Annotated in this window: 22 protein-coding genes; 21 read left to right on the forward strand and 1 reads right to left on the reverse strand. The window is 71.2% G+C overall.

Going from position 1 to position 25,455, the window contains the following annotated elements; translation table 11 throughout:
* The first annotated feature begins 376 nt into the window (after window positions 1-376).
* The 12 genes from rho to CIW48_RS24330 all read left to right on the forward strand — a co-directional run bounded on the left by rho (window position 377) and on the right by CIW48_RS24330 (window position 11,142).
* Window positions 377-1,663, forward strand: coding sequence for a transcription termination factor Rho (gene rho, locus CIW48_RS24275; RefSeq protein ID WP_091782820.1), 1,287 nt, complete (start codon window positions 377-379; stop codon window positions 1,661-1,663).
* A 287-nt stretch (window positions 1,664-1,950) separates the two neighbouring features.
* Entirely contained in the window at window positions 1,951-2,562 is a 612-nt protein-coding gene (locus CIW48_RS24280; protein ID WP_149313037.1) for a Maf family nucleotide pyrophosphatase, read from the forward strand.
* Window positions 2,563-2,574: 12 nt separating this feature from the next.
* Window positions 2,575-3,621, forward strand: coding sequence for a cation diffusion facilitator family transporter (locus CIW48_RS24285; RefSeq protein ID WP_149313038.1), 1,047 nt, complete (start codon window positions 2,575-2,577; stop codon window positions 3,619-3,621).
* On the forward strand, window positions 3,618-4,481 hold the full coding sequence (locus tag CIW48_RS24290) for a shikimate dehydrogenase (protein WP_149313039.1): 864 nt from the start codon (window positions 3,618-3,620) through the stop codon (window positions 4,479-4,481). The genes CIW48_RS24285 and CIW48_RS24290 overlap by 4 nt, the downstream gene beginning before the upstream one ends.
* The gene (gene coaE / locus CIW48_RS24295; RefSeq protein WP_149313040.1) at window positions 4,478-5,116 is read left to right on the forward strand and encodes a dephospho-CoA kinase; all 639 of its coding nucleotides are present in this window, start codon (window positions 4,478-4,480) and stop codon (window positions 5,114-5,116) included. Before CIW48_RS24290 ends, coaE begins: the two co-directional genes overlap by 4 nt.
* 66 nt (window positions 5,117-5,182) lie before the next feature.
* Window positions 5,183-5,410, forward strand: a complete 228-nt coding sequence (locus CIW48_RS24300; RefSeq protein WP_149313041.1) for a hypothetical protein — start codon at window positions 5,183-5,185, stop codon at window positions 5,408-5,410.
* Window positions 5,411-5,481: 71 nt separating this feature from the next.
* The gene (gene dnaQ / locus CIW48_RS24305) at window positions 5,482-6,204 is read left to right on the forward strand and encodes a DNA polymerase III subunit epsilon (RefSeq protein WP_149313042.1); all 723 of its coding nucleotides are present in this window, start codon (window positions 5,482-5,484) and stop codon (window positions 6,202-6,204) included.
* Between the two features lie 200 nt (window positions 6,205-6,404).
* Entirely contained in the window at window positions 6,405-7,634 is a 1,230-nt protein-coding gene (locus tag CIW48_RS24310; RefSeq protein WP_149313043.1) for a PHB depolymerase family esterase, read from the forward strand.
* Window positions 7,635-7,750: 116 nt separating this feature from the next.
* The gene (locus tag CIW48_RS24315) at window positions 7,751-8,641 is read left to right on the forward strand and encodes a TIGR01459 family HAD-type hydrolase (protein WP_149313044.1); all 891 of its coding nucleotides are present in this window, start codon (window positions 7,751-7,753) and stop codon (window positions 8,639-8,641) included.
* Window positions 8,642-8,886: 245 nt separating this feature from the next.
* Window positions 8,887-9,285 (forward strand): DUF350 domain-containing protein, encoded by a 399-nt coding sequence (locus tag CIW48_RS24320; RefSeq protein WP_091782693.1) that lies wholly within the window; start codon window positions 8,887-8,889, stop codon window positions 9,283-9,285.
* Between the two features lie 10 nt (window positions 9,286-9,295).
* Complete coding sequence (locus tag CIW48_RS24325; protein WP_149313075.1) at window positions 9,296-9,982, forward strand: DUF1190 domain-containing protein; 687 nt, start codon at window positions 9,296-9,298, stop codon at window positions 9,980-9,982.
* The gene (locus CIW48_RS24330; RefSeq protein ID WP_149313045.1) at window positions 9,982-11,142 is read left to right on the forward strand and encodes a glutathionylspermidine synthase family protein; all 1,161 of its coding nucleotides are present in this window, start codon (window positions 9,982-9,984) and stop codon (window positions 11,140-11,142) included. The genes CIW48_RS24325 and CIW48_RS24330 overlap by 1 nt, the downstream gene beginning before the upstream one ends.
* Here the strand turns inward: CIW48_RS24330 and CIW48_RS34235 are convergent.
* A complete protein-coding gene (locus tag CIW48_RS34235) occupies window positions 11,129-11,533 on the reverse strand; it encodes a hypothetical protein (RefSeq protein ID WP_246695402.1) in 405 nt (134 codons plus the stop codon). The genes CIW48_RS24330 and CIW48_RS34235 overlap by 14 nt on opposite strands.
* A gap of 737 nt (window positions 11,534-12,270) precedes the next feature.
* Between CIW48_RS34235 and CIW48_RS24340 the strand changes: the two genes are divergently transcribed.
* From CIW48_RS24340 to CIW48_RS24380, 9 genes are all read left to right on the forward strand, one after another.
* On the forward strand, window positions 12,271-13,230 hold the full coding sequence (locus CIW48_RS24340) for a YiiG family protein (protein WP_149313046.1): 960 nt from the start codon (window positions 12,271-12,273) through the stop codon (window positions 13,228-13,230).
* A gap of 312 nt (window positions 13,231-13,542) precedes the next feature.
* Window positions 13,543-14,121 (forward strand): peroxidase-related enzyme, encoded by a 579-nt coding sequence (locus CIW48_RS24345; RefSeq protein ID WP_149313047.1) that lies wholly within the window; start codon window positions 13,543-13,545, stop codon window positions 14,119-14,121.
* 77 nt (window positions 14,122-14,198) lie between these two features.
* Window positions 14,199-15,128: an AEC family transporter gene (locus tag CIW48_RS24350; RefSeq protein WP_149313048.1), complete on the forward strand. Its 930-nt coding sequence runs from the start codon at window positions 14,199-14,201 to the stop codon at window positions 15,126-15,128.
* Window positions 15,129-15,402: 274 nt separating this feature from the next.
* Window positions 15,403-17,658, forward strand: coding sequence for an ATP-binding protein (locus tag CIW48_RS24355; protein WP_149313049.1), 2,256 nt, complete (start codon window positions 15,403-15,405; stop codon window positions 17,656-17,658).
* Between the two features lie 15 nt (window positions 17,659-17,673).
* Entirely contained in the window at window positions 17,674-18,135 is a 462-nt protein-coding gene (locus tag CIW48_RS24360; protein WP_149313050.1) for a response regulator, read from the forward strand.
* Window positions 18,132-19,859 carry a response regulator gene (locus CIW48_RS24365; RefSeq protein WP_149313051.1) on the forward strand — a complete coding sequence of 576 codons (1,728 nt, stop codon included), beginning with the start codon at window positions 18,132-18,134 and terminating at the stop codon, window positions 19,857-19,859. The genes CIW48_RS24360 and CIW48_RS24365 overlap by 4 nt, the downstream gene beginning before the upstream one ends.
* A 226-nt stretch (window positions 19,860-20,085) precedes the next feature.
* Window positions 20,086-23,316: a PAS domain-containing protein gene (locus CIW48_RS24370; RefSeq protein ID WP_149313052.1), complete on the forward strand. Its 3,231-nt coding sequence runs from the start codon at window positions 20,086-20,088 to the stop codon at window positions 23,314-23,316.
* A gap of 103 nt (window positions 23,317-23,419) precedes the next feature.
* Entirely contained in the window at window positions 23,420-24,550 is a 1,131-nt protein-coding gene (locus CIW48_RS24375) for an FAD-binding domain-containing protein (protein WP_149313053.1), read from the forward strand.
* Between the two features lie 91 nt (window positions 24,551-24,641).
* Window positions 24,642-25,247, forward strand: a complete 606-nt coding sequence (locus CIW48_RS24380; protein WP_149313054.1) for a heme-binding protein — start codon at window positions 24,642-24,644, stop codon at window positions 25,245-25,247.
* Window positions 25,248-25,455: the final 208 nt, after the last annotated feature.

The following is a 25,455-nucleotide window of genomic DNA, read 5'->3' on the forward strand; positions in this document are numbered from 1 at the left end:
GGAACGGCCGCGCGCCGGCCCGGTTCCGATGACCCCGTCCCCGGGCCCGTCTGCCTAGCGCCGGCACGGCGCCCCGGCGAGGCCCTTGAGTGCAGGAGAAAAAGGCGTTATCTGTGTGTGGCCCTCATCACAAGGTCTGCGCCGCAGCGCGCCCGTGAGCCGCGAGGGACCTGCCTCATCGGTTTCGCCAATCTGACCCGGGCCCCTCGCCGCAGCGCGGCCCGCTCTCCGGCGCCCATCCCCCGGGTGCCTGGCACTGAACCGGCCCTCCCACCTTCTTCCGTCGGTTGCAAGACACCCCATGACGCCAAACCCCGACGCCCTCGCCGACATCGAGACCGCGGAGCCGGCCGATGCGCCCACCGATCGGCCCACCATGCCTGCCGCCCTCGAGGGCGTCCGCGAGGTCAAGCTCCAGGACCTCAAGTCGAAGACGCCCACCGACCTGACGGCCTTCGCCGAGGAGGTCGAGGTCGAGAACGCCTCGACCATGCGCAAGCAGGAGTTGATGTTCGCGATCCTGAAGCAGCTCGCTGCCAAGGAGGTCGAGATCATCGGCTCGGGCACCGTCGAGGTGCTGCAGGACGGCTTCGGCTTCCTGCGCTCCTCCGACTCGAACTACCTGCCGGGTCCCGACGACATCTACATCTCGCCGACCCAGATCCGCCGCTTCGGCCTGCGGACCGGCGACACCGTCGAGGGCCCGATTCGCGGTCCCAAGGACGGCGAGCGCTACTTCGCGCTCCTGAAGGTCAACACGATCAACTTCGAGAACCCGGAGAAGATCAAGCACAAGGTCCACTTCGACAACCTGACGCCGCTCTTCCCGACGAAGCGCTTCAAGCTCGAACTCGAGAATCCGACCAAGAAGGATTTCTCACCCCGGATCATCGACATCGTCTCGCCGATCGGCAAGGGCCAGCGTGCCCTGATCGTGGCGCCGCCGCGCACGGGTAAGACCGTGCTGATGCAGAACATCGCCCAGTCGATCACCCTGAACCATCCCGAGTGCTACCTGATCGTGCTGCTCATCGACGAGCGGCCCGAGGAGGTCACCGACATGCAGCGCTCGGTGAAGGGCGAGGTCATCGCCTCGACCTTCGACGAGCCGGCCACCCGCCACGTGCAGGTCGCCGAGATGGTGATCGAGAAGGCCAAGCGCCTCGTGGAGCACGGGCGCGACGTCGTCATCCTGCTCGATTCGATCACACGCCTCGGCCGCGCCTACAACACCGTGGTGCCGTCCTCCGGCAAGGTGCTGACCGGCGGTGTCGACGCCAACGCCCTGCAGCGGCCCAAGCGCTTCTTCGGCGCCGCCCGCAACATCGAGGAGGGCGGCTCGCTCTCGATCATCGCCACCGCGCTCATCGACACCGGCTCGCGCATGGACGAGGTGATCTTCGAGGAGTTCAAGGGCACCGGCAACTCCGAGATCATCCTGGACCGCAAGGTCTCCGACAAGCGCATCTTCCCGGCGATCGACATCACCCGCTCCGGCACCCGCAAGGAGGAGCTGCTGGTCCCGCCGGACGCGCTCAAGAAGACCTACGTGCTGCGCCGGATCCTCAACCCGATGGGCGTCACCGATGCGATCGAGTTCCTGCTCGACAAGCTGCGCCAGACCAAGAGCAACAGCGACTTCTTCGACTCGATGAACACCTGAGGCGGCGGCTCGACGGGCACCCCGACCCTCCACCTCATCCTGAGGCGCGGGTCGGAGGGCCGGTGCCCCTGTCCCGCCGCGACACGAAAACCACCGACCGCGCGATCGGGCCGTTGACCTTCCCCTAACCGCTCCCTGCCAGGATCATCGTCGGGCGCCAGGTTGCGTATCGGCCCCGCGACAGCCCCGCCGACCGGTCCATCCCGGCGGCGGGGCTCGTCGCAGCCCCCGCCCCGACGCGCATCCATTTCCCTTGCGCCACTCACCGGATCCGTGACACTGGCGCGATGCCCCGCTCGCCCTGGACCGGTCCGCAACCGCTCCTCCTCGCCTCGACCAGCCCGACCCGGCGCCTCCTCCTGGAGAGCGCCGCCCTGCCGGTCGAGACCGCCGCCCCGGAGGTCGACGAGCGCGCCCTGGAAGCGAAGAGCGCCGGCCTGTCTCCGCCCGACCTTGCCCTGGTGCTCGCCCGCGCCAAGGCCGAGTCGGTGGCAGCGTGCCACCCCGGCCGGATCGTCATCGGCGCCGATCAGGTGCTCGATCTCGATGGCATCGTGTTCCACAAGCCGGCCGACGCCCAGGCCGCCCGGGCCCAGCTCGCCCGGCTGTCCGGCCGCACCCATGCCCTGCATTCCGCCGTGGTCATGGCCGGCGCGGTGGACGACGCCTTCGTGGAGACCGCCCGGCTGACCCTGCGTCCCCTCGATGACCGGGCCATCGCGGCTTATGTGGACTGCGCCGGCGAGGCGCGGGTGCGGTCGAGCGTCGGCGGCTACCAGCTCGAAGGGCCGGGGATCCACCTGTTCGAATCGGTCGTCGGGGACCACAGCACCGTGCTGGGCCTGCCGCTGCTGCCGCTCCTCGCCCGCCTGCGCGGCGCCGGGGTCCTGGATTTTTGAGGGAGCCTCGCCTTGGCCGGGCATGACCATTCGCAGGACGGCCATTCTCAGGGCGGTCCCTGTCACGACGACTCTTCCGGTAACGGCCATTCGCACCGCGGCCATGCCCATGGAAGCCACGCCCACGCAGGGCACACCCATGGCGGCCTCGGCGGGCACGTGCATGCCCCGAAGGATTTCGGCACGGCCTTCGCCGTCGGTATCGTGCTCAACACCGCCTTCGTGGTGATCGAGGCGGCCTACGGCTATCTCGGCAACTCCATGTCCCTTGTGGCCGATGCCGGCCACAACCTCTCGGACATTCTGGGCCTCGCGGCGGCCTGGATCGCCGCGATCCTGGTGCGCCGCCGCGCCACCGCGCGCTTCACCTACGGCTATCGCGGCTCGTCGATCCTGGCCGCCCTGTTCAACGCCGTGTTCCTGCTGATCGCCATGGGGGCGGTGATCTGGGAGGCGCTGGTTCGGCTGGCGCATCCGGAGCCCGTCGCGGGCACGACCGTGATGGTGGTGGCCGCGGTGGGAATCCTGGTCAACGGCCTCACCGCCTGGCTCTTCGCCAGCGGCGCCAAGGGCGACATCAACGTCCGCGGGGCGTTCCTCCACATGATGGCCGACGCCGCCGTCTCGGCCGGGGTCGTGGTGGCGGGCCTCGTGATCCAGCTCACCGGATTCGCCTGGCTCGACCCGGCGGTCAGCCTCGTCATCGCGGCTCTAGTCGTGTGGGCGACCTGGGGCCTGCTGCGCGACAGCGTGGCGATGTCCCTCGACGCCGTGCCACCGGAGATCTCTCCCGATGCGGTGACCAGCTTCCTCCTCGGACGGCCGGGCGTCGCCGGCCTTCACGATCTGCATATCTGGCCCATGAGCACCACCAGCGTCGCCCTGACGGTCCATCTCGTGATGGCAGAGGGGCATCAGGCCCATCGCCTCCCGGGCAACGGCTTCCTCAACGGGACCGCCGAGGGCCTGCGCGCGCGGTTCGGCATCGGCCACGTCACCCTGCAGATCGAGGAGGCCGGCGGCCCGGCCTGCCGCCTCGCGCAGGATTGTGCGGCATGAGCGATTCTGTCCTGCGCGATCCCACGCCCCGCGCCTTCGTGGTCGGCCATCCGATCGCCCATTCGCGCTCGCCGCTGATCCATGGCCACTGGCTCGCCGAGCACGGGATCCCGGGCTCCTACGAGCGCCGCGACGTGACGCCGGCGGCGTTCCCGGACTTCATGCGCGCCCTGCCGGATTCGGGCTTCCGGGGCGGCAACGTCACGATCCCCCACAAGGAGGCGGCCTTCGCGCGGGCCGACATTCTAACGCCGCGGGCGAAGGCGATCGGGGCGGTGAACACCCTGGTGGTCGAGCCCGACGGGCGGATCCGCGGCGACAACACCGACGCGCCGGGCTTCTGCGCCCATCTCGACCACAGCCTCGGCTCAGCCTGGCCGGCGCGGGCGGGCGGCACCGCCCTGGTGCTCGGAGCCGGCGGGGCGGCACGGGCGATCGTGGTGGGGCTCGCCGAGCGGGGCCTGCGGCGTATCTGGGTCGCCAACCGCACCGCGGCCCGGGCGGAGGCGGTGGCGGCGCTCGCGCCGGGGATCGGCGCGGCCCTGGCCTGGGACGACCTGCCGGCGGCGCTCGGCGGAACCGGCCTCCTGGTCAACACCACGTCGCTCGGCATGAGGGGCCAGCCGCCCCTCGCCCTCGACCTGTCACCCCTGCCGGCGGAGGCGGCCGTGGCCGACATCGTCTACGCGCCCCTGGAGACGGAGCTCCTGGCGGCGGCGCGGCGGCGGGGGCTCTCCGCCGTGGACGGACTCGGCATGCTGCTGCATCAGGCGGTGCCGGGCTTCGAGGCGTGGTTCGGCGCGCGGCCCGCCGTCACCCCGGAGCTGCGCGACCGGATCGTGGCGGATCTCGCCGGATGATCCCGAAGGCCGGATCCGGACCCGTCATCCTCGGGCTCACCGGCTCGATCGGCATGGGCAAGTCGGCCACGGCCCGGATGTTCGCGGATCGCGGCGTCCCGGTTCACGACGCCGACGCCGCCGTCCACGCCCTCTACGGTCCGGGCGGCGCGGCCGCCGCGGCGATCGGCGCGGCCTTTCCCGGCGTGCTCGGCGACGGCGGCGGCGTCGACCGGGCGCGGCTGCGCGCCGCGGTGCTCGACGCCCCCGACCGGATGGCGGCGCTGGAGGCCATCGTCCATCCCCTGGTCCGGGCGGCCAGCACGGACTTCCTAGCGCGGCACGCGGCGGCGCCGCTGGTCGTCCTCGACATTCCGCTCCTCTACGAGACCGGCGGCGAGGGCCGCTGCGACGCGGTCGCTGTGGTGAGCGCCCCGCCCGAGATCCAGCGCGACCGGGTGCTCGCCCGCCCCGGCATGACCGAGGCGGCCTTCGCGGCGATCCTGGCCAAGCAGATGCCCGACGCCGAGAAGCGCGCCCGGGCGGATTTCGTCATCGACACGGGCCGGGGTTTCGCCGCCGCCGAGGCCGAGGTGGCGCGGATCGTCGAGCATCTGACGGCGCACCGTGCGCCGCCGCACCGCGGCGACGGATGAAACGCCCGGAGGATTGAATATCTGCCGTTGTGTTCCGGGGGGAACACGAGCGGCAGGATGGACGTGATGGCGCGGCGCTTGGGCGGGATTGATCCGGTTCGGTCCGGCGGCATCCGGGACGCGGCCCTTCTCGTGCTGCCGGTCGTGCTGCTGGCGGCCGTGCCCGCGCAGGCCCAGTACGCCGCCAGCTGCCCGCCGCCGAAGAAGTTCGCGGCCGGCGCCTGCGTGACCGCCTGCCCAGGCGGCTACGAGGACCGGGGTCCCGTCTGCGTCTACCGCAACACGTCCCGGTGAGGGGCACGGGAGCTTAACCCCTCCGCCGTATCCCGCTAGGGTCCGCCCCCACCCCGCGAGTCGCGAGACCCATGCTGCGCGAGATCGTCCTCGACACCGAGACCACCGGCACCGAGGCGAAAGGAGGCGACCGGCTGATCGAGATCGGCGCGGTGGAGCTCCTCAATCACATCCCGACCGGCCGGACCTTCCACCGCTACTGCAATCCGCAGCGGGCAGTCTCCGAAGGCGCGTTCAACGTCCACGGCCTGTCCGACGCGTTCCTGTCCGACAAGCCGGTCTTCGCCGAGATCGTCGGCGAATTGCTGGCCTTCCTGGCCGACGGGCGCCTCGTCATCCACAACGCGCCCTTCGATATCGGCTTCCTCAACATGGAATTCGCCCGGCTCGGCACGAACGCCCCGCCCCCGATCCAGCTGGAGGATGTGGTCGACACCCTGCCGATGGCGCGGCGCAAGCATCCCGGCGCGGCCAACAACCTCGACGCCCTCTGCGCCCGCTACGGGATCGACAACACCCGGCGCACCAAGCACGGGGCGCTCCTCGACGCGCAGATCCTAGCGGAGGTCTATGTCGAGCTGCTCGGCGGCAAGCAGACCAGCCTCGGGCTCCTGGAGGCGGGGGCTGCCGCCCCGGTCGCCGGATCCCTCGCCCAGGTAGCGGCTCCGGCGGCACCCCGTGCCTATCGGAGCCGCCTCACGGATGCGGAGCGCGCCCGCCATGACAGCTTCCGGGCGAGCCTCGGTCCTGCCGCGATCTGGGGCGATTATATCGGGGCGGATGATCCGGTCTGATCTGCCGGTCTGACCCGCCCGTCCGATCCACCCCTGCCGCGCGATACCGGCTGTTGCCGCATTGCACCGGGGCGTTTATTGCAATGCACAATAGGCTGTCGGCGTACCATCTCACAGGATGGCGGGTCCGGCCCAAGCGTCGGCACAGCCGTACCGGGGCCCGCCTGGACAGAGATGCTGAGGCAGTGAGGCGCGCACGCATGACCGAGGAATTCGGCAGCCGCGACGGAGAGCGCGACGACAAGACCGGCCCGTGGCCCTTCGCCGACATGATCGAGGCCACCCGCCTCACCGGGCTCGGCCGGCTCGAGGAGGCGACCGCCCTGATCCACCGCAGCCTCGGCGGCCCGAGAGCCGCACCCGCAGCACAGACCGCCGCTCCACCGCAGATCGCCGCGAATCACGACGATGCGGCCGCGGAGGCGCGCAATTCGGCAGCGGATACCGGCACGCGGATGCGCGAGGTGGTGGGGCAGGTCGTGCGCGGCCTCGCACCGGTGCTGAAGGGCCTGGGCAACCCGCTGCGGCCGCCTCCGCCGCCGGCCGCCCGGGCGGGCGGGACCGGACGCTTCGTGTCCCTGACCCATGCCGAGCCCGCCGGCACGCGCGAGTACAAGCTGTTCATCCCGGGCCATCCGGACCGGGCGGCGCCGCTGATCGTGATGCTGCACGGCTGCACGCAGAATCCGGACGATTTCGCCGCCGGCACCGGCATGAACACCCTCGCCGAGCGCGCGGGCGTGTTCGTGGCCTACCCGGCCCAGAGCCGCCACGCCCATGCCCAGCGCTGCTGGAACTGGTACGAGCCCCGGGACCAGGGCCGCGGAGCAGGCGAGCCGGCGATCATCGCGGGCCTCACCCACGCCATCCTGGCGGAGCACCCGATCGACCCGGCCCGAGTCTACATCGCCGGCCTGTCGGCGGGGGGCGCTGCGGCTCTCAACATCGCCCGCGCCTACCCGGATCTCTACGCGGCCGTCGGCGTGCATTCGGGCCTTGCGGCCGGCTGCGCCCGGGATCTCGGCTCGGCGCTGATGGCCATGCAGGTCGGCGCCCCGGGTCTCGGTGCCCCGACGGCCTTCGGCGGCCCCGCCCCCGCGGCCCGTGTGCCGACGATCATCTTCCACGGCGAGGACGACGGCACGGTCAGCGTGCGCAACGCCGACCAAGTCCTGTCCCAGGCCAAGGTCGCCGGGCTGACAGCCCGATCTGAGACCTTCGAGGGCCGCGGCCATCCCTTCACCCGCACCCGCTACTGGGACGAGGCGGGTCGGGTCGTCGTCGAGGATTGGCGGGTGCGCGGTGCCGGCCACGCTTGGTCCGGAGGCCGCTCCGACGGCAGCTACACCGACCCCGAAGGGCCCGACGCCTCACGGGCGATGCTCGACTTCTTCGCCGAGCACCGGCTGGGACCAGCCCAACGCCCGTAAGGAATTTCCGAAGGACGACGCACGCCGGCGAGTTGTCAGGGCGCAGACCTGATGTATCGCAGGGCTTTGCCCTGCACCCACAAAAGGTCCCGGACCTTTTGAATCCAGGACCTTCCATGAGCACCACTCCCGCACCGATCCCGACCCTCCAGGGCCTCGCCGAGGTCGCCGACCGGTATGACCTGATCCTCTGCGACGTCTGGGGCGTGCTGCACGACGGCCAGAAGGCCCACGGGGCCGCCGGCGAGGCGCTGATCCGCTTCCGCGGTCTCCCGGGCGCGCGGCTGCGCCGGGTCGTCCTCGTCTCGAACGCACCCCGGCCCGGCGACGGCGTCGGCCGCATCCTCGACCGGTTCGGCGTGCCGCGGGAGGCCTACGACGCGATCCTGACCTCGGGCGACCTCACCCACGATCTGATCGCCGCGCGCCCCGGTGCGCGGATCCGGCATCTCGGGCCGGAGCGCGACCTCGGCATCTTCCAGGGCCTCGATCTCAGCCTCGTCCCGGAGGCGGAGGCCGACCTCGTCGTCTGCACTGGCCTGTTCGACGACCGCAGCGAGACCCCGGACGATTACCGTCCGGAACTGGAGCGTCTGGCCGCCCGTGGTCTGACGATGATCTGCGCCAATCCCGACCTCGTCGTGGAGAGCGGCAACCGCCTGATCCCGTGCGCGGGCCTGCTCGCGGCGGCCTATGCGGAGATCGGCGGCCCCGTGGTCTACGCCGGCAAGCCGCACCGCCCGGTCTACGAGGCGGCACTCGCCAAGGGGACGGCGCTCATCGGGGCCCCGGTCGATCCGGCGCGAGTCCTGGCGATCGGCGACGCGATCCGCACCGACATCGCGGGGGCCCGCGGCTTCGGCGTCGCCAGCCTGCTGGTGGCCCGCGGCATCCACGCTGAGGAACTCGGCGTCACGGCCGCGCATCACCGCCTGGGCGACGTGGCGGCATGGCTCGGCCGGCAGGCGGTGCATCCCGACGCGATGATCGAACGGCTGGTCTGGTAGCGCCCGTCTGGCGCCCCGTCCTCCGAGGCGGGCGGGACCTCGGCACAGGGCCGCCAGCCTAACCGTCCGAAATCCGCGACAAGCTTGACACCGCGCGGGAAATTGCGTGGATTCACAGGCGTGAATCGATCCCGCACGCAGCAATCCGCCCTGACATTCGCCTCGCTTGTCGTGCGGTTCGTCCGGGATACCTGTCCGGCTTCGGTGCTTTCGACGACCGGAGCCGACGAGACGGCGAGCCTTGCGTGACCCTGGTCTCCGGGCTGCCGGACTTCCTGCTCTATCTCGGCACTGCGACCGGGCTGATCGGCCTCTACCTGCTGATCTACACTCTCGCCACCGCACATAACGAGATCGCGCTGATCCGCCGGGACGTGACGGCCGCGGCCATCGCGCTGGGCGGAAGCCTGATCGGCTTCACCCTGCCGCTGGCGGTGGCGATCTACAATGCCCGGTCTCTGCTCGATTGCCTGATCTGGGGCCTGATCGCCCTCGTGATCCAGATCGCGATCTACTGGCTCGTGCGCCTCGCGGTGCCGGACTTGTCGCGCCGCATCGAGGAGGATCGCTCCGCCGCCGCGATCCTCCTCGGCGCGGCCTCGCTGGCGGGCGGCGTCGTGAATGCCGCCTCGATGACCTATTGAGCGGCCGGTGATGGAGACCGCGCCCGCTCCCGAAGCCGCCGGCGCGCCAGCAACCGGCTCCGCCGCCACCCGCCGCTCCAAGCGCTCGGCCGCCGTGTCGCTGGTTCTGGTCGCCGGTGCGGGTGCGGCCGCCCTGACCCTCGGCGGCCTCGACCCGTCCCAGCGGGAGGAGGAGGCGCTCGTCTACGGGAGTCTCGGCGCTTGCATCGCCCAGCAGCTGCGCAGCGCCGAGGCCTGCATCACCGCCTACAAGACCGCGCAGGAGACGTACGCGGCGACGGCGCCGCGCTACGAGACCGAGGCCGATTGTCAGCGCCACCACGGGAGCGGCGGCTGCACGCCGGGCGAGCAGGTCACGGCGGCCGCGAATGGCCGCTACCTGCCGGTCATGGCCGCCTTCATGATGGGGCGGACGGACGCTCAGGACCTGCCGATCCAGCCGCTCTACGCGCACGCGCCCGAAGAGGAGCGCGACGCGGCGGGGACGGCCGGACACGGGGGCGGGTACTGCACCGGCGCGGGCGGCCGGGTCGCCTATGCGGGCGGCGCCTCGCGGGTCCATGTCCCTGCCTCCGTCGCCCGCACCACGAGCACGACCCCGCGCACGATCAGCCGCGGCGGCTTCGGCGGCACCGGGCGCGCGACGGCGTTCTCCGGAGGCTCGGGCGGCCGCGCGGGCGGAACCGGAGGCGGCTGATGCGCCGCGTGCCGATCCCCGAGCGGCCCGACTGGCGACGCCACGCCGCGCGGGCCGGCTTCACCTTCCACACGTTCGACGGCGCCCCCTACTGGGACGAGAGCGCCTACTACGCTTTCAGCCTCGCCGAGATCGAGGACGCCATCGAGGCGCCGAGCGCCGCGCTGCACGAGCTCTGCCTCGCCTTCGTCGACCGGGCGGTCCGGGACGAGGCGATCCTCCGCTCGCTGCGGATCCCGGAGCACGCCTGGGACGCGATCCGGGCGAGCTGGGCGCGGCGCGATCCCAGCCTGTATGGGCGCTTCGACTTCAGCTACGGGGGCGAAGGGCCGGCCAAGCTCCTCGAGTACAACGCCGATACGCCGACCGCCCTCTACGAGAGCGCGGTCTTCCAGTGGCTGTGGCTGGAGGACGGGCTGGCGCGGGGGCGCCTCCCCGCCGGCGCCGACCAGTTCAACACCCTGCACGAGGCGCTGGTGGCGCGGCTCGCCGCGGTGGCGCCGCCGGAGGGTGTCGCCTTCGCGGGCTTCCCCGACGCGCCGGAGGATCGCGGCACGCTGGCCTATCTCCAGGATTGCGCGCTCCAGGCCGGCCGCGCCGCCCCCTTCCTGTCGATCGAGGCGATCGGGCTCGCGGAGGACGGGCGCTTCGTGGACGAGGCCGGAGCCCCGATCGGCTGCCTGTTCAAGCTTTATCCATGGGAATGGATGTTCGCCGACCCGTTCGGCCGCGCGGTCGGCACGGTGGCGACCCGCTTCCTGGAGCCGCCCTGGAAGGCGGTGCTCTCCAACAAGGGGCTGCTGGCGCATCTCTGGGCGATGGAGCCCGGCCATCCCAACCTGCTGCCGACCTTTTTCGAGGAGGACGCCGCCAAGGCCGCGCTGGGCCGGAGCTTCGTCAGGAAACCCCTCTACGGGCGCGAGGGCGCCAACGTGCTGATCGTGCGCGACGGCGCCGTCGCGGCACATGGCGCGGGTCCCTACGGCGGCGAAGGCTACGTGCGGCAGGCCGTGGCCGAGTTGCCCGATTTCGCCGGCCGGCGCGCGCTGATCGGCAGCTGGATGGTCGGGGATCGACCCGCCGGCCTCTGCCTGCGCGAATCGGACGGCCTCATCACGACCGACCGAGCCCGCTTCGTACCGCACCTCATCGATCCGTGACCGGATCGCGGGCCCGGGCCGCTTCGCGTCTTCGGTCCAGCGTCGCCAACTCGCGCCGCATGTTCGACCGCGCCGGCCCCTCCAGCTCTGCCCGGGCCTGGTCCGTGAGGAACAGCGGCCGGCCGGATTCAAGGGTCCCCCGCAGGAAGGCCGTGCGCCCCTGTCGGTAGGCCGCCTCGCCGACGGCCGGGATGAACTCCCGTGCCACGCCCGCAGCGTAGTCGTCGTAGGCGGCTTGCGCCGCCCCCAGGATCGCCATGTCCATGTCGAGGAAGACGGCGACGTCCGCGGCGAGCGCGGCCGGGAGACCGTCCGGGACGGCATGCCGCTCGGTCGCCCGGATCATCGTCTCGGCCGCCGCCAGCGTGGTCGCCGGGACCAGGCCGTCCATGAGCGTCCGCAGGAGCGCGGCGCTCGTTGTCGGAGGCGCCCGGCCGGTAGACGGCGTCGTGGAACCAGATCGCCAGTTCTACGGCGTCGGGACTCCGGACAGTCGCGCCGTGGGCGCGGAACGCCTCTAGCAGCGCGTCGACATGCGCCTGGGCGTGATAGACGCGCTGCGGCTCGGCCAACCGGGCACGCAGATTGGCCAGGATGCGGGGATGGCGGTCGAGCATCGTCCAATCCTCTATCTGATCCGCGTCCGCGGGACGAGGGTCGCGCCGGTCCCGGGCTCGTCGACGCCCCGTCCGAGCGAAGGGGTATGTCGGGCAGCCTCCGGCCATCGATGCTCCTGGTGTGAGGTCAGGCTGCCGGCGGTGCCTCTCTGCCGGTCCGACGCGCGCAATCATGCCCGGAGCCCGCCGACCACGGATCGGCCGGATGTGGCAGGATCCGAGACCGCTGCGACGTCCGACCCATGCGATTCCGCCCCGGCGGACATCCTAACGTCCGAATGGACGGCCCGGCTCAATCAGAATTGCGCGTCCGACGGCCGATTCTGTGGAGTCTGGCGAGACCAGCATCTTCGTATAAATGATCAAGCATGTGACTTTTGATTTTCTGCAATGAAGCGCCCTTGTTGGTCTTCGGGTATCTACTGCACGAATGACACGGGTTTTCGCATCTGGTCTTCATGCCGGACGCCGGCTACATGGGCCGAACGAATCTGGAGGATCCCCTGCGCCCATGAGAACGAGGACCCTGACAGCGGCCACTTGGCGGGTCGTGACGATGCTGCTCGCCGCCTCCCCTGCCCTCGCGCAGGCACCCGCGCCTGCCCCCGCCCCGGCGGGGCAAACGGCCAAGCCCGATGTCGACCCCGCGCAGGAGAGGATCCGCAAGCTCAACGCCTATGTCGGGCTCCTCAACCGGACCTTGCGGGCGCAGGAATCGCTCAGCCGCTATCAGAGCTGGGTCAACATGAAGACCGGTCCGACCGGCCGCGAGCGGACCATCTACGGCCTCTACGGGCTCTACGACGTGCGCGGCGAGATCGCGAAGGCAGAGGCCGCGATGGCGCAGCCGCCCGCGATGCCGGAACTCGACGGCGCCATGAAGAACTACATCACCACCTACCAGGCGCTCGCCCCGACGATCACCGAGGCGGAGGGCTATTACGAGCGGCAGGATTATCGCGCGGACAAGATGGAGCAGGGCAAGGCGCTCCACGCCAAGCTCGCCGTCGCGGGGCCGGCCTTCCTGGCCGCGCGCGCCAAGGTCGACGCCGTGTTCCGCGTCGAGAAGGAGAAGAGCGACGCCCTCGAACTCGCCGCCATCGAGGCGCGGGAGGGTCGCAAGGCCCGCTGGCACGTCGCGAACGTGATGACCGAGGCGCGCAAGGTCATGGACCTGCTGCCCACCGACGCCAAGCCGGTCGTCGACATGGCCGCCTTCGAGGCCGCACTCGGGCGCTACGCGGTCGCCGTCAAGGACATGGACGGGTACAGCGCCGCCAATCCGAACTCCTTCCACGTGTTCGAGAGCCGGCCGCGCTCGCTCCTGGGTAAGCTGCGCGAATTCGACGCCAAGCTCGCCAGGGCCAAAGGCGACGCCCGCCGCGGCGCCGGGCGCGACGTGACCTGGATCGTCAACGACTACAACACGATGGTCTCGACTGCACAGACGGCCACGACCTTCTCGCGGTGATCGGGGCGCGTCGCGTAGGCGGGGCGCCGGCCCAAAGCGGTCTTCAAGGCGGTCTTCAAGGCGGTCTTGCACCGAGCCGGTGCCCGGCGCGCCCGTCAGCGCGGTCCCCGGCTCGATCCGGTCAGGTGCAGCGCATTCGCGGCCGTGGTGACGGCCACCTGCCGTCGCGCCCGTTCACCCGCGGGGTAGCGGATGCGCAGGGCGACGAAGGTGCCGCCGCGGTCGATTGCGTTGAAGCGACCGTTCGGTCTATCCGCTGCGCGGGACGGCCGGCGGCCTCGGGCGCCGGCTCGATCTGCGAGGAGCGCGCCCATGTCAGCCGAAGACGCCCCGATCGGCCGCTTCCCGGTCCCCCGCCTGGAGGCGCTGCCGGCAGACATCCGCGCGCGGATCGAGGCGGTCCAAGAGAAGTCCGGCTTCATCCCGAACGTGTTCCTGGTCCTCGCCCATCGTCCGGAGGAATTCCGGGCCTTCTTCGCCTATCACGACGCCCTCATGGACAAGCCGGGCAACCTGACCAAGGCCGAGCGCGAGATGATCGTCGTGGCGACATCGGCCATGAATCAGTGCCAGTACTGCGTGATCGCCCATGGTGCGATCCTCCGGATCCGCGCCAAGGACCCGCTGATCGCCGATCAGGTCGCGATCAACTACCGCAAGGCCGACATTACCGATCGGCAGAAGGCGATGCTCGATTTCGCCATGCTGGTCAGCCAGTCCGCGCATCAGGTCGGCGAGGCCGCGTTCGCGGCGCTGAGGGCCCACGGCTTCGACGACGCGGATGCCTGGGACATCGCCGCCATCGCGGCCTTCTTCGGCCTGTCGAACCGGCTGGCCAACGTGACCAGCCTGCGGCCCAACCCCGAATTCTACACGCTCGGGCGCGGCTGACCGTGCGGCCGGCCCGCCCGTGCTGCGGCGTACCCGACCGGCGCAGCTGAAAGCGACGCGGCCTTGGACCCTCTCCCGTGATCGGCGCGGTGCTGCTCGCCCTGTTGCCGATCGTGATCCTGACCGCCCTGGGTCTGGCCTTGCGGCGGCGCGGCTTCCTGGCCGAGGGCTTCTGGCCGCAGGCCGAGCGGCTGGGCTACTTCGTGCTGCTGCCGAGCCTGTTCTTCCACAGCCTCGCGACGGCGCGGATCGAGGCCGTGCCGGTCGGCACCCTCGCGCTGACGCTGATCCTGTCAACCCTCGCAGTCGCGGCTTTCGTGATCGCCCTGCGTCCGTGCCTGAAGCTCGACGGACCGGCCTTCACCTCGGTGTTCCAGGGCAGCGTCCGCTTCAACAACTATGTCGGGGTGACGCTGGCCGCCGGGTTGTTCGGGCCGCAGGGCATCGCGCTGGCGGCCATCTGCAACGCGGCGATCGTCCCCACCGTCAACATCCTTTGCGTGCTGGTCTTCGCCCGACACGGCACAATACGGATGACGCCCCGCGGCATTGCCCGGCAACTGGCCACGAACCCGCTGGTGGTGTCGTCGCTGGGCGGAATCCTGTTCCAGGGGCTCGGCTTCGGCCTTCCGCCGGGGCTGGAACCGGCGCTGCGGGCCCTGGGGGCCGCATCGCTGCCGCTCGGCCTGCTTTGCGTCGGAGCGGCGCTCGAGTTCGGCACGGCCCGGCGCTGGGCCGGGCCCGTCCTCGCCGCTTCGGCGATGAAGTTCGTCGCCATGCCGGCCGCGACGATTCTGGTGGCTCTGTGCCTCGGTCTGCACGGCCCGGCGCTGACCACCGCCCTGGTCTTCCAGGTCCTGCCGACCGCCTCCTCCGCCTACATCCTGGCCCGGCAGCTCGGCGGGGATGCCCCCCTGATGGCGGGGATCACGGCGGCGCAGACCCTTCTGGCCCTGGCGGCGATGCCCTTGGTCCTGATTGCCCTGGCCCCTTGGGTTCCGATCTAGGCTCCCGGGTCTCCGGGACGCTGCCACAGGACCCCTCGCGGGGTCCGGCAAGATCCGGAATCCGGTGCGGGTTCACCGTGCGCGCCGACCGTGTGACCTGGCGTCGCGCGTGCGAGGCGGATCGGGTGCCCGTCCGCCTTGGCTGCCCAGGGGCACTCCGCCAAAGAGACGGGAACCCGGCGCGAACCGGTTCTTTAAGCCTATAGGAACCACCCGGATCGGCTGCTAACACGCGTTAACTTTGCAGCCGACCCGATGAGGAGGCGAACCCGGCTTGAACCTTCGAAGTGGCGCAGCCCAGCGTCTCGACCTGACCGCCTGCGACCGCGAGCCCATCCACATCGTCGGCAGCGTCCAGCCGCACGGATTCCTGCTCAGCCTTGATGTCCGGTCGCTCGCCATCGTCCAGGCGAGCGCCAACGCCCCCGCGGCGGCGGTGGTCGGGACCGACCTCGACGCGGCTCTGCCCGAGGTCGCGGCCATCGTCCGGCGCCACCTCGCGGCGGCGGAGCCCCAGGATGGCGCCCTCTATCTCCGCACCGTGACGCTGGAGACCAATGGCGGCCGCCAAACCTACGAGGTGGCGGCCCATCGGGTCGACGACCTCGTGGTGCTGGAACTGGAGGAGATCGATACGGACGCGGCCGAGATCGGCGTCGACGTGCTCACGCCGCGCCTGCGGGCCTTCGTCGAGCGCCTGCAGACAGCCCTCACCGTCGAGGACCTCTGCCAGTTCGTCGCCGACGACATCCGCCAGATCACCGGCCTCGACCGCGCCCTGGTCTACCGGTTCGACCGCGACTGGCACGGCACGGTGCTGGCCGAAGCCGGCAACGGCGTGCTGCCCTCCTACCTCGACCTGCGCTTTCCCGCCTCCGACATCCCCGTCCAGGCGCGCGAGCTCTACCGCCGGAACCGGCTGCGCATCATCCCCGATGCCGGCTACGTCCCAGTGCCGATCCGGCCGGCCACCACGCCCTCCGGCATGCCGCTGGATCTCAGCCAGTCGGTGCTGCGCTCGGTCTCGCCGGTCCATGTCGAGTACATGCGCAACATGGGCACGATGGCCTCCATGTCGGTGTCGATCCTCGTGGACGGCGCGCTCTGGGGCCTGATCTCCTGCCACAACCGTGTGCCCAAGCGCGTGCCGCTGCAGGCGCGCAATGCCTGCGACGTGCTCACCCAGATTTTCGCGCTCCAGCTCTCGGCCCGCGAGCGCGGTGCGCAGTCCGAGACGCGTCTGGCGCTCGGCGCCGTACAGGCGCGCCTCCTCGGATTCATGGCCGAGGAGGACAGCTTCGTCGACGGCCTGCTCAACCATCCCGACGACGTCCTGGCCCTGGTGGACGCCACCGGCGCCGCGGTGGTGACGGCGGATCGCTGCCGGCTGCTCGGAGCGACGCCGTCCGAGCGCGAGGTCCGCGGCCTGTACCGGTGGCTGTCGGAGCGCGACGACGCCGAGGAGGTCTTCATCTCCGAGGCCCTGTCGGAGGCGTTTCCAGCGGCCGCTGACTTCGCCGACCGGGCGAGCGGTCTCCTCGCGATCTCGGTCTCGAAGAAATACGCGAGCTACATCCTCTGGTTCAGGCCCGAGGTGGTGCGGACGGTGAAGTGGGGCGGCAATCCCGTGAAGGCCGTCCAGCCCGACCCGGACGGCGGCGCAGACCGGCTGCACCCGCGCAAGTCGTTCGAGATCTGGAAGGAGACCGTGAAGAGCCGCTCCCTGCCCTGGTCAGTCCCGGAGGTGGAGGCCGCCAAGGATCTGCGCGCCTCGGTGCTCGGCATCGTCCTGCGCCGGGCCGAGGAACTGGCCGCCATGAGCGAGGAGCTGCAGCGTTCGAACAAGGAGCTGGAGGCGTTCTCCTATTCCGTCAGTCACGATCTGCGCGCCCCCTTCCGCCACATCGTCGGCTACGCGAACCTGCTGAAGACCCGCGAGGGCGCCCAGCTCTCCGACAAGGGTCGGCACTACGTGGAGACCATCATTGAGGCGGCTTTCTCGGCCGGAACCCTGGTCGACAGCCTCCTGAGCTTCTCGCAGATGGGCCGGCATGCCCTGAACAAGGTCTGGGGCGACATGAATGCCCTGGTCGAGGAGGTCCGTCGGAAGGTCCTGCGCGACGTTACCGCCGATCGGACCATCCGCTGGGAGATCGCGCCGCTCGGCCGCGCCTATGCCGACCCGGTCATGCTGCGGCTCGTCATCGAGAACCTGCTGTCGAACGCGGTGAAATACACCCGTGGCACTCCGGAGGCGGTGATCGCGATGGGCAGCCTCCCGCCTCGGGAGGGCGAAGCGGTCTACTTCGTGCGCGACAACGGCGCCGGCTTCGACATGGCCTATGTCGACAAGCTGTTCGGCGTCTTCCAGCGGCTGCACCGGGTCGAGGAGTTCGAGGGCACGGGCATCGGCCTCGCCAATGTCCGCCGCATCGTCGAGCGCCACGGCGGCCGGACCTGGGCCGAGGGCAAGCTCGGTGAGGGCGCCACCTTCTACTTCACCCTGCCCATCCGGGAGGAGGCGCACTGACATGACGGAACCGACATGGCAGGCCTGAAGCCGATCCTCCTCGTCGAGGATAACCCGAACGACATCGAGCTGACGCTCGCGGCGCTCGAATCGAGCCAGCTCGCCAACGAGATCGTCATCTGCCGCGACGGGGCCGAGGCCCTCGACTTCATCTACCGGCGGGGCGCGCACGAGAAGCGGCAGGCCCAGGATCCCGCGGTGGTGCTGCTCGACCTGAAGCTCCCGAAGCTCGACGGCCTGGAGGTGCTCGCCAAGATCAAGAGTGACCCGGTCACCCGCACGATTCCCGTGGTCATGCTGACCTCCTCCCGCGAGGAGACCGACCTCGTGCGATCCTACGACCTCGGGGTGAACGCCTTCGTGGTGAAGCCGGTCGCCTTCGAGGAATTCTTCGCGGCGATCAAGGAGATCGGCGTGTTCTGGGCCCTCCTCAACGAGCCGCCGCCATACCGGGGAGGCTGGCCATCGAACGCGTGATCGGACATTCCGCGGGCCCACTGCGCATCCTCCACCTGGAGGACAGCGACCTCGACGCCGAGCTGATCGAGGCCGAGCTGGAGTCGCTCGGGCATCCGATCGCGATCGAGCGGGTGATGACCCGCGACGCCTTCGCCCGCGCGGCGGTCGCCGGCCGGCACGATCTGATCCTGGCGGATTACGTCCTGCCGACCTTCGACGGGGTGAGCGCCCTCGGGATCGCCCGGGCGCAATGCCCGGACACCCCGTTCATCTTCTGCTCGGGCACGCTCGGCGAGGATGTGGCCGTCGAGGCCCTCAAGAACGGCGCCACCGACTACGTCGTCAAGCAGCGACTCGACCGGATGCCGCGCACGATCGTCCGGGCGCTGGCCGAGGCGCGGTCGCGCGCCGACAAGCGCGAGGCCGAGGCGGCCCTGCAGGCGCTCAACGAGACCCTGGAGGCGCGCATCGCCGAGCGGACCCGGGAACTCGCGGAGGCGAACGAGGCCCTCCAGGCCCAGATCGTCGAGCGGGAGCGGGCAGAGGATGCCCTGCGGCTTGCCCAGCGCCTGGACGCGGTCGGGCAGCTCACGAGCGGCGTCGCGCACGATTTCAACAACCTGCTCACGGTGATCGCCGGCAATATCGAGTTCCTAGAGCGCGCCGTCTCCGACACCCGCTCGAAGCGTCGCCTTGCGATGATGCGCGGGGCCGCCGAGCGCGGCGCCCGGCTCACGGCGCAGCTCCTCGCCTTCTCGCGCCGCCAGCGCCTGGAGCCGAAGCCGATCAGCCTCAACCAGACGGTCGCCTCGATGCGGGACCTGCTGCAGAGTTCGATCGGCGGTGCGGTCCGCATCGAGACGACCCTGCAGGCCGACCTGTGGGCCGCCCTGGTTGACGCCACCCAGATCGAGCTCGTGATCCTCAACCTCGCCATCAACGCCCGCGACGCGATGGCGGTCGGCGGCCGGCTCGCCATCGAGACCGCCAATGTCAGCGTCACCGGGGCGCCGACGCGGCCCGAGCAGCCGGCGCCCGGCGCCTACGTCATGGTGGCTGTGAGCGATACCGGCACCGGGATGACGTCGGACGTGCTGGCCCGGGTGTTCGAGCCGTTCTTCACCACCAAGGAGGTCGGCAAGGGATCAGGTCTGGGGCTCGCCCAGGTCTACGGCTTCGTCAAGCAATCCGGCGGCGGCATCCGCATCGACACGGTCCCCGGCGAGGGCACCTCGATCAAGGTCTACCTCCCCCGGGCCGTGGAGGCGGAGGGACATGTGCCCCGCATGCCTGTCCCGTCCGAGATCACGCGGACGCATCCGCCCGGCGGCGGGCCCCGGCTCCTGGTGGTCGATGACGACGCCGAGGTGCGCGAGGTGACGACGACCCGCCTGATCGAGGCCGGCTACGCGGTGCGCGAGGCCGCCTCCGGCCTCCAGGCGCTGGCCACCCTCGAAGCGGATCCGGGCATCGACCTCGTCGTGATGGACTTCGCCATGCCCGGCATGAACGGGGCCGAGACGGCTCTGGAGGTCCGGAAGCGCTGGCCGGCGCTGCCGGTTCTGTTCGTCACCGGCTTCGCCGACACCACGGCCCTGACCAAGGCCGGCGCCGTCGGCATCGATGGGATCGTGCTGAAGCCGTTCCGGGTCGGCGAACTCGAGGGCAAGGTGGCCGCCGCCCTGGCGTCCCGCCCAACGGCGCAGCTCCGCCTGATCTCGGGCCGCGACAGGAGCGCCTGAGGCGTCGTCAGGGCGTCGTCAGGGCGTCCTCCACACGGGTCGCGGCCATCGGAGGGCCTGACCTGATCGAGGCGGTTGCACCGGCCCGCGCGCTGGGGCACCGATGGGTCTGCGGGCACCGTACGGCCCCTCCGCGCCGGTGCGAGGCCGCCCTGTCAGCCGGCCCTGCGACCGGAAGGGTGGCGTCAGGCCGAGCGATGCCCTTCGTGGAGCCTGTCCCTGTCCCATGTCTGAGACCGTCAGGACCGCGGATCTGCCTTTCCTCGCGGAGGGCGGGGCGATGGGCGCCCGGATGCGCGCCCACGACTGGTCTGGCTCGCCCCTCGGACCGCCAGACACCTGGCGTCCCTGCCTGCAGGCGACGCTGAGCCTGATCCTGGGATCGCGGTTCCCGATGTTCGTGGCGTTCGGGCCCGACCTCATCTTCCTCTACAACGACGCCTATGCAGAGATCCTCGGCGAAAAGCATCCCGCGGCGCTCGGTGCACGCTTCCGCGACGTCTGGCCGGAGATCTGGCCGGAGATCGGCCCCCTGATCGACCGGGCACTCGCCGGCGCGGCGACGTGGTCCGAGAACATGCCGCTGACCATGAACCGGCACGGCTATGACGAGCCGACTTGGTTCACCTTCTCGTACGCGCCGGTGCGCGACGAGGCCGGCCGGGTCGTCGGCCTGCATTGCGCCTGCACGGAGACGACCGGCCGCGTCCAGGCCGAGGCGCGCCTGCGCGAGGCGGAGGCGCGGATCCGGGCGCTCACCGACCACCTCCCGGGCGGCTACGTCTATCAGCTCGCCACGGGCCCGGATGGCGCGGACCGGCGCTTCGTCTACGTCTCGCAGGGCTTCGAGCGCATGACCGGCGTGCCGGCCGAGGCGGTGCTCGCCGACCCGGCCGTCGCCTACAACCTCATCCTTCCGGAATACCGGGCCGCCATCGCCGAGGCCGAGGCCGCCGCGATCCGCGATGTCGCACATTTCGACGTCGAAGCGCCCATGCGCCGGCCCGACGGCACCCGCGTCTGGACGCGCATCATCTCGGCCCCCCGGCGCGTCGGCGACACCCTGGTCTGGGACGGGCTGCATCTCGACGACACCCTGCGCCGCCGGACCGAGGAGCAGCTGCGGGAGAGCGAGCGGCGCCTGCGGCTGGCCACCGAGTCGGCGGAGATCGGCCTCTGGGACGTCGACGTCGTCGCCGACACCCTATTCTGGCCGGCGCGGGTCAAGGCCATGTTCGGAATCTCGGCCGAGGTGCCGGTCTCGATGGCCGATTATTACGCGGGCCTGCATCCCGAGGACCGGGAGGCGACGAGCGCGGCCTACGCCTCCGCCCTCGATCCCGCGCGGCGCACCGTCTACGACGTCGAGTACCGCACCGTCGGCAAGGAGGACGGGGTCGTGCGCTGGATTGCCGCCAAGGGGCGCGGGATCTTCGAGGCCGAACGCTGCGTGCGGGTGATCGGCACGGCAATCGACATCACGGCCCGCAAGCAGGCCGAGGAGGCCCTGCGTGCCAGCGAGGCGCAGTTCCGGGTTCTGTCGCAGGTGCTGCCGAACTTCGTCTGGGCGACCGATGCGGCCGGGGCGGCGAACTGGTTCAACGAGCGCGTCTACGCCTATGCGGGCTGGCAGCCCGGCACCCTCGACGGGGCAAGATGGCGGGAGATCATCCATCCCGACGATCGGGACCGGGTCGCCGCCGAATGGCTGGCGGCCGTCCGGTCGCAGGCCGACTACCAGGCCGAGTACCGCCTGCGGCGCGCCGACGGCACCTATCGCTGGTTCCTGGCCCGGGCGCAGCCAGTCCTGGCGGCGGACGGCACGGTCACCCGCTGGGTCGGCACCAGCACTGACATCGACGACCAGAAGCGGCTCATGGCCGAGCTCGTGCGCTTCAACGAGACCCTGGAGCAGCGCGTCGCCGAGCGCACCGCCGAGCATGACCGGGTCTGGCGCAACTCGCGCGACCTGCTGGCCGTCGTCGGGGCCGACGGCATCTTCCGCGCGGTCAACCCGGCTTGGCACACCATTCTCGGGCACGAGCCGGCCGAGGTGGTCGGCCACAGCTTCCTGGACTTCATCTGGCCCGAGGATGCGGGCCTGACCCAGGCGGCGCTCGAAGCCGCCGCGGCCGCGCGCGACCTGACCGATTTCGAGAACCGCTACCGGCACAAGGACGGCACCCCGCGCCTGATCTCCTGGCGCACTTCCGTGGAGGGCGACCGCGTCTACGCCTACGGCCGCGACGTCACCGCCGAGAAGGCCCAGGCCGAGGCGCTCCGGCATGCCGAAGAGGCGCTGCGGCAATCGCAGAAGCTGGAGGCGGTGGGCCAGCTCACGGGCGGCGTGGCGCACGACTTCAATAACCTCCTGACGATCATCCGCTCGTCGGTGGACTTCCTGCGCCGGCCGGATCTCGCGGAGGAGCGCCGGTCCCGCTACCTCAACGCCGTCTCGGAGACGGTGGACCGTGCGGCCAAGCTCACCGGGCAGCTCCTCGCCTTCGCCCGGCGGCAGGCGCTGAAACCCGAGACCCTCGATGTGGGGGCGCGGCTGCGCGGCGTGGCCGACCTGCTCGATACGGTCACGGGGGCCCGCATCACCGTGGTGACCGAGCTGCCGGACCATCCCTGCTTCGTCCGGGTCGACCTCAGCCAGTTCGAGACCGCCCTGGTCAACATGGCGGTGAACGCCCGGGACGCGATGGACGGTGCCGGCACGCTGACCCTGCGGCTGCGCTGCGGCGCGGCGCTGCCGCCGATCCGCGGCCATGCGGGCGCTTCCGGCCCGTTCGCGGCGATCGCCCTCGTCGACACCGGCACCGGCATCGGGCCGGACGTCCTGGCCCGGGTGTTCGAGCCGTTCTTCACCACCAAGGAGGTCGGCAAGGGCACCGGCCTCGGCCTGTCCCAGGTCTTCGGCTTCGCCAAGCAGTCGGGCGGCGACGTCGCCGTGGAGAGCGCGCCCGGCCGCGGCGCGACCTTCACGCTCTACCTGCCGCAGGTCGAGCCCGAGTCGTCCGGCGGCGACGCTGCCGCGGAGGCGGCCGAGATCGATCCGGGCGGCGCGGGGCAACGGGTGCTGGTGGTGGAGGACAATATCGAGGTCGGCCGCTTCGCCACGCAGATCCTGGAGGATCTCGGCTACGCCACGACCTGGGCGGCAAATGCCGAGGAGGCGCTCGATCAGCTCGGGGCCGACGGCGCGACCTTCGACGTCGTGTTCTCGGACGTGGTCATGCCCGGCATGGGCGGGATCGAACTGGCCCGGATCCTCCGTCGGCGGATGCCGCACCTGCCGGTGGTGCTGGCATCCGGCTACAGCCATGTCCTCGCCCAGGAAGGGACCCGCGGCTTCGAATTGTTGCACAAGCCATACTCGGCCGACCAGGTCTCGCGCGTGCTGCGCAAGGTCATCGGCAGGAGGCGGGCGCGGCCGAAACCCACGCGGACCTGACGCACCGGCGGATCCCGCCGGGGCGGACCTGCACCGGGACCGAATCGTCACATGCCGGGCGTCGGGCCGCTGCCGGGCGGGATCGGGGTCCTAGATCAGGTCCATGTCCCCGCCGTTTCCCATGACCCGCGCGGCCGGCCTTGAGGCCCTGGCGGCCTTCCTGGCCGGTCCCGGCGCCGCCTATGCCGCGGCTCGCAACACGGATCGCGGGCCCGGCGCGACGCCGACAACCTCCGCCCTGTCGCCCTACCTGCGCCGCCGGTTGCTGACCGAGGACGAGGTCGCCCGGGCGGCGCAGCGCGCCTTCGGCCCCGCGGGTGCGACGGCCTTCGTCTCGGAGGTGTTCTGGCGAACCTATTTCAAGGGCCATCTCGAAACCCATCCTGGCGCCTGGACGGCCTATCGCGACGGGCTGGCGGCCGCGCGGGCGCGCCTTTCGGCCGAGCCCGGCCTGCGCCGGACCTACGAACAGGCTGCGGCGGGGCGCACGGGCCTCGACGGGTTCGATGCCTGGGCCTCCCAGCTCACCCAGGAGGGCTGGCTGCACAACCACGCCCGCATGTGGTTCGCCTCGATCTGGATCTTCACCCTGCGCCTGCCCTGGGAGCTGGGGGCCGACCTGTTCCTGCGGCACCTGCTCGACGGCGACCCGGCCAGCAACACCCTGTCCTGGCGGTGGGTGGCCGGCCTCCACACCCGGGGCAAACCCTACCGCGCGCGACGCGACAACATCCGGCACTACACCGACGGGCGCCACGATCCCGCCGGGCTCGACGAGACCGCCGCGCCGCTGGAGGAGGCGATGCCGCCGCGGGAGGTGCCCCTTGCCCCGGCCGATTCCCCGCCGGACGGCGCGGTCGCCCTCCTGCTGCATCTCGACGACCTGCATCCCGAGAGCCTTCCCCTCGGGCCCGCGGGGGTGGCCCGCATTGGCGGCCTGCTCGCCCACGCCGAGGGGGCGGTCGATCAAGTCCGCGCGGCCGACTCGGCGGCTCTGGCCGATGCCCTGGCCCGCGCCGAGGCCCATTTCGGCTGCCCGGCCGCGCCCGTGGACGACGGCTGGGCCGGCGCGCTGCCTGTGGTAACCCCCTGGGCACCGGTCGGCCCCTCGGCGGAGGCCCTGCCGCCGGGCTGCCTTCGGGTCCGCCGATCCTGGGATTCCCGGGCTTGGCCCCTGGCTACCCGCGGCTTCTTCCGCCTCCGGAGCGCGATCCCCGATCTGATGGGGGCCTGATGCCGCAACCCGGAGGCGACCGGCAGACGCGGCGCCATCTGTGCGAAAGGCCGCACGGGCGTCGCCCGCGCCGGCTCCCGGAGGTTCCGCCATGGACAGGGTCATGTACGCGCTCGTCACCCTGGTGGAGGCGATCCTCGGGATCTTCGGCGTGCGGGCGCTCTACGAGCAGCCCGCCTACACGGTCGTCGAGCGCCTCGACCGCGGGGTCGAGATCCGGTCCTACGCGCCGCGCCGCGCGGTCGAGACCGACGCGCGCGGGCAGGGCGACGGCGACGCCTTCGGGCGGCTGTTCCGCTACATCACCGGCGCGAACCGGGCGGGCGAGCGCATCGCCATGACGGCGCCGGTGGAGAGCGGCGGCCAGCGCATCGCCATGACGGTCCCGGTGGAGCAGGCCGGGACCGGCACGATGCGGTTCTTCCTGCCGCGCTCGGCGGCGGCGGCCGGGGCGCCGGCGCCGACCGAGCCGGGGGTCCGGCTGGTCGAGGTCCCGGCCGAGCGGATCGCGGCCCTGCGCTTCTCCGGCCGCCTCACCCCGGAGGCGCGGGCCGCGCAGGCGCGCATCCTCGCCGCGGTCCTGGCGGCGGCCGGCCGCGCACCGGCGGGGGCGCCGTTCGTCATGGGGTACGACCCGCCCTTCGCGATCCCGTTCCTGCGCCGGAACGAGGTCGCCGTCCGCCTGCCCCCGCTGTGAGCCCGGGTCTTGTCCCGGCGGCCGGGCGCGGGGCATCGGACGCCGCTGGCCACCGCTCTCATTGCGCAATTATCCCGGTATTTCCTTCACAATAGTCCCGAAGACTTGCGCTAAGCTTTGCGCTTTGTGGTCTTTGTGCCACGGGCCCGATCATTCGCGCCTCCAGGCCGTCCCCGGCAGGGATTAAACAGAATGTGAATTGAGGTCG

Origin of the sequence: Methylobacterium sp. P1-11, assembly GCF_008329595.1 — a bacterium.
Classification (GTDB): Bacteria; Pseudomonadota; Alphaproteobacteria; order Rhizobiales; family Beijerinckiaceae; genus Methylobacterium.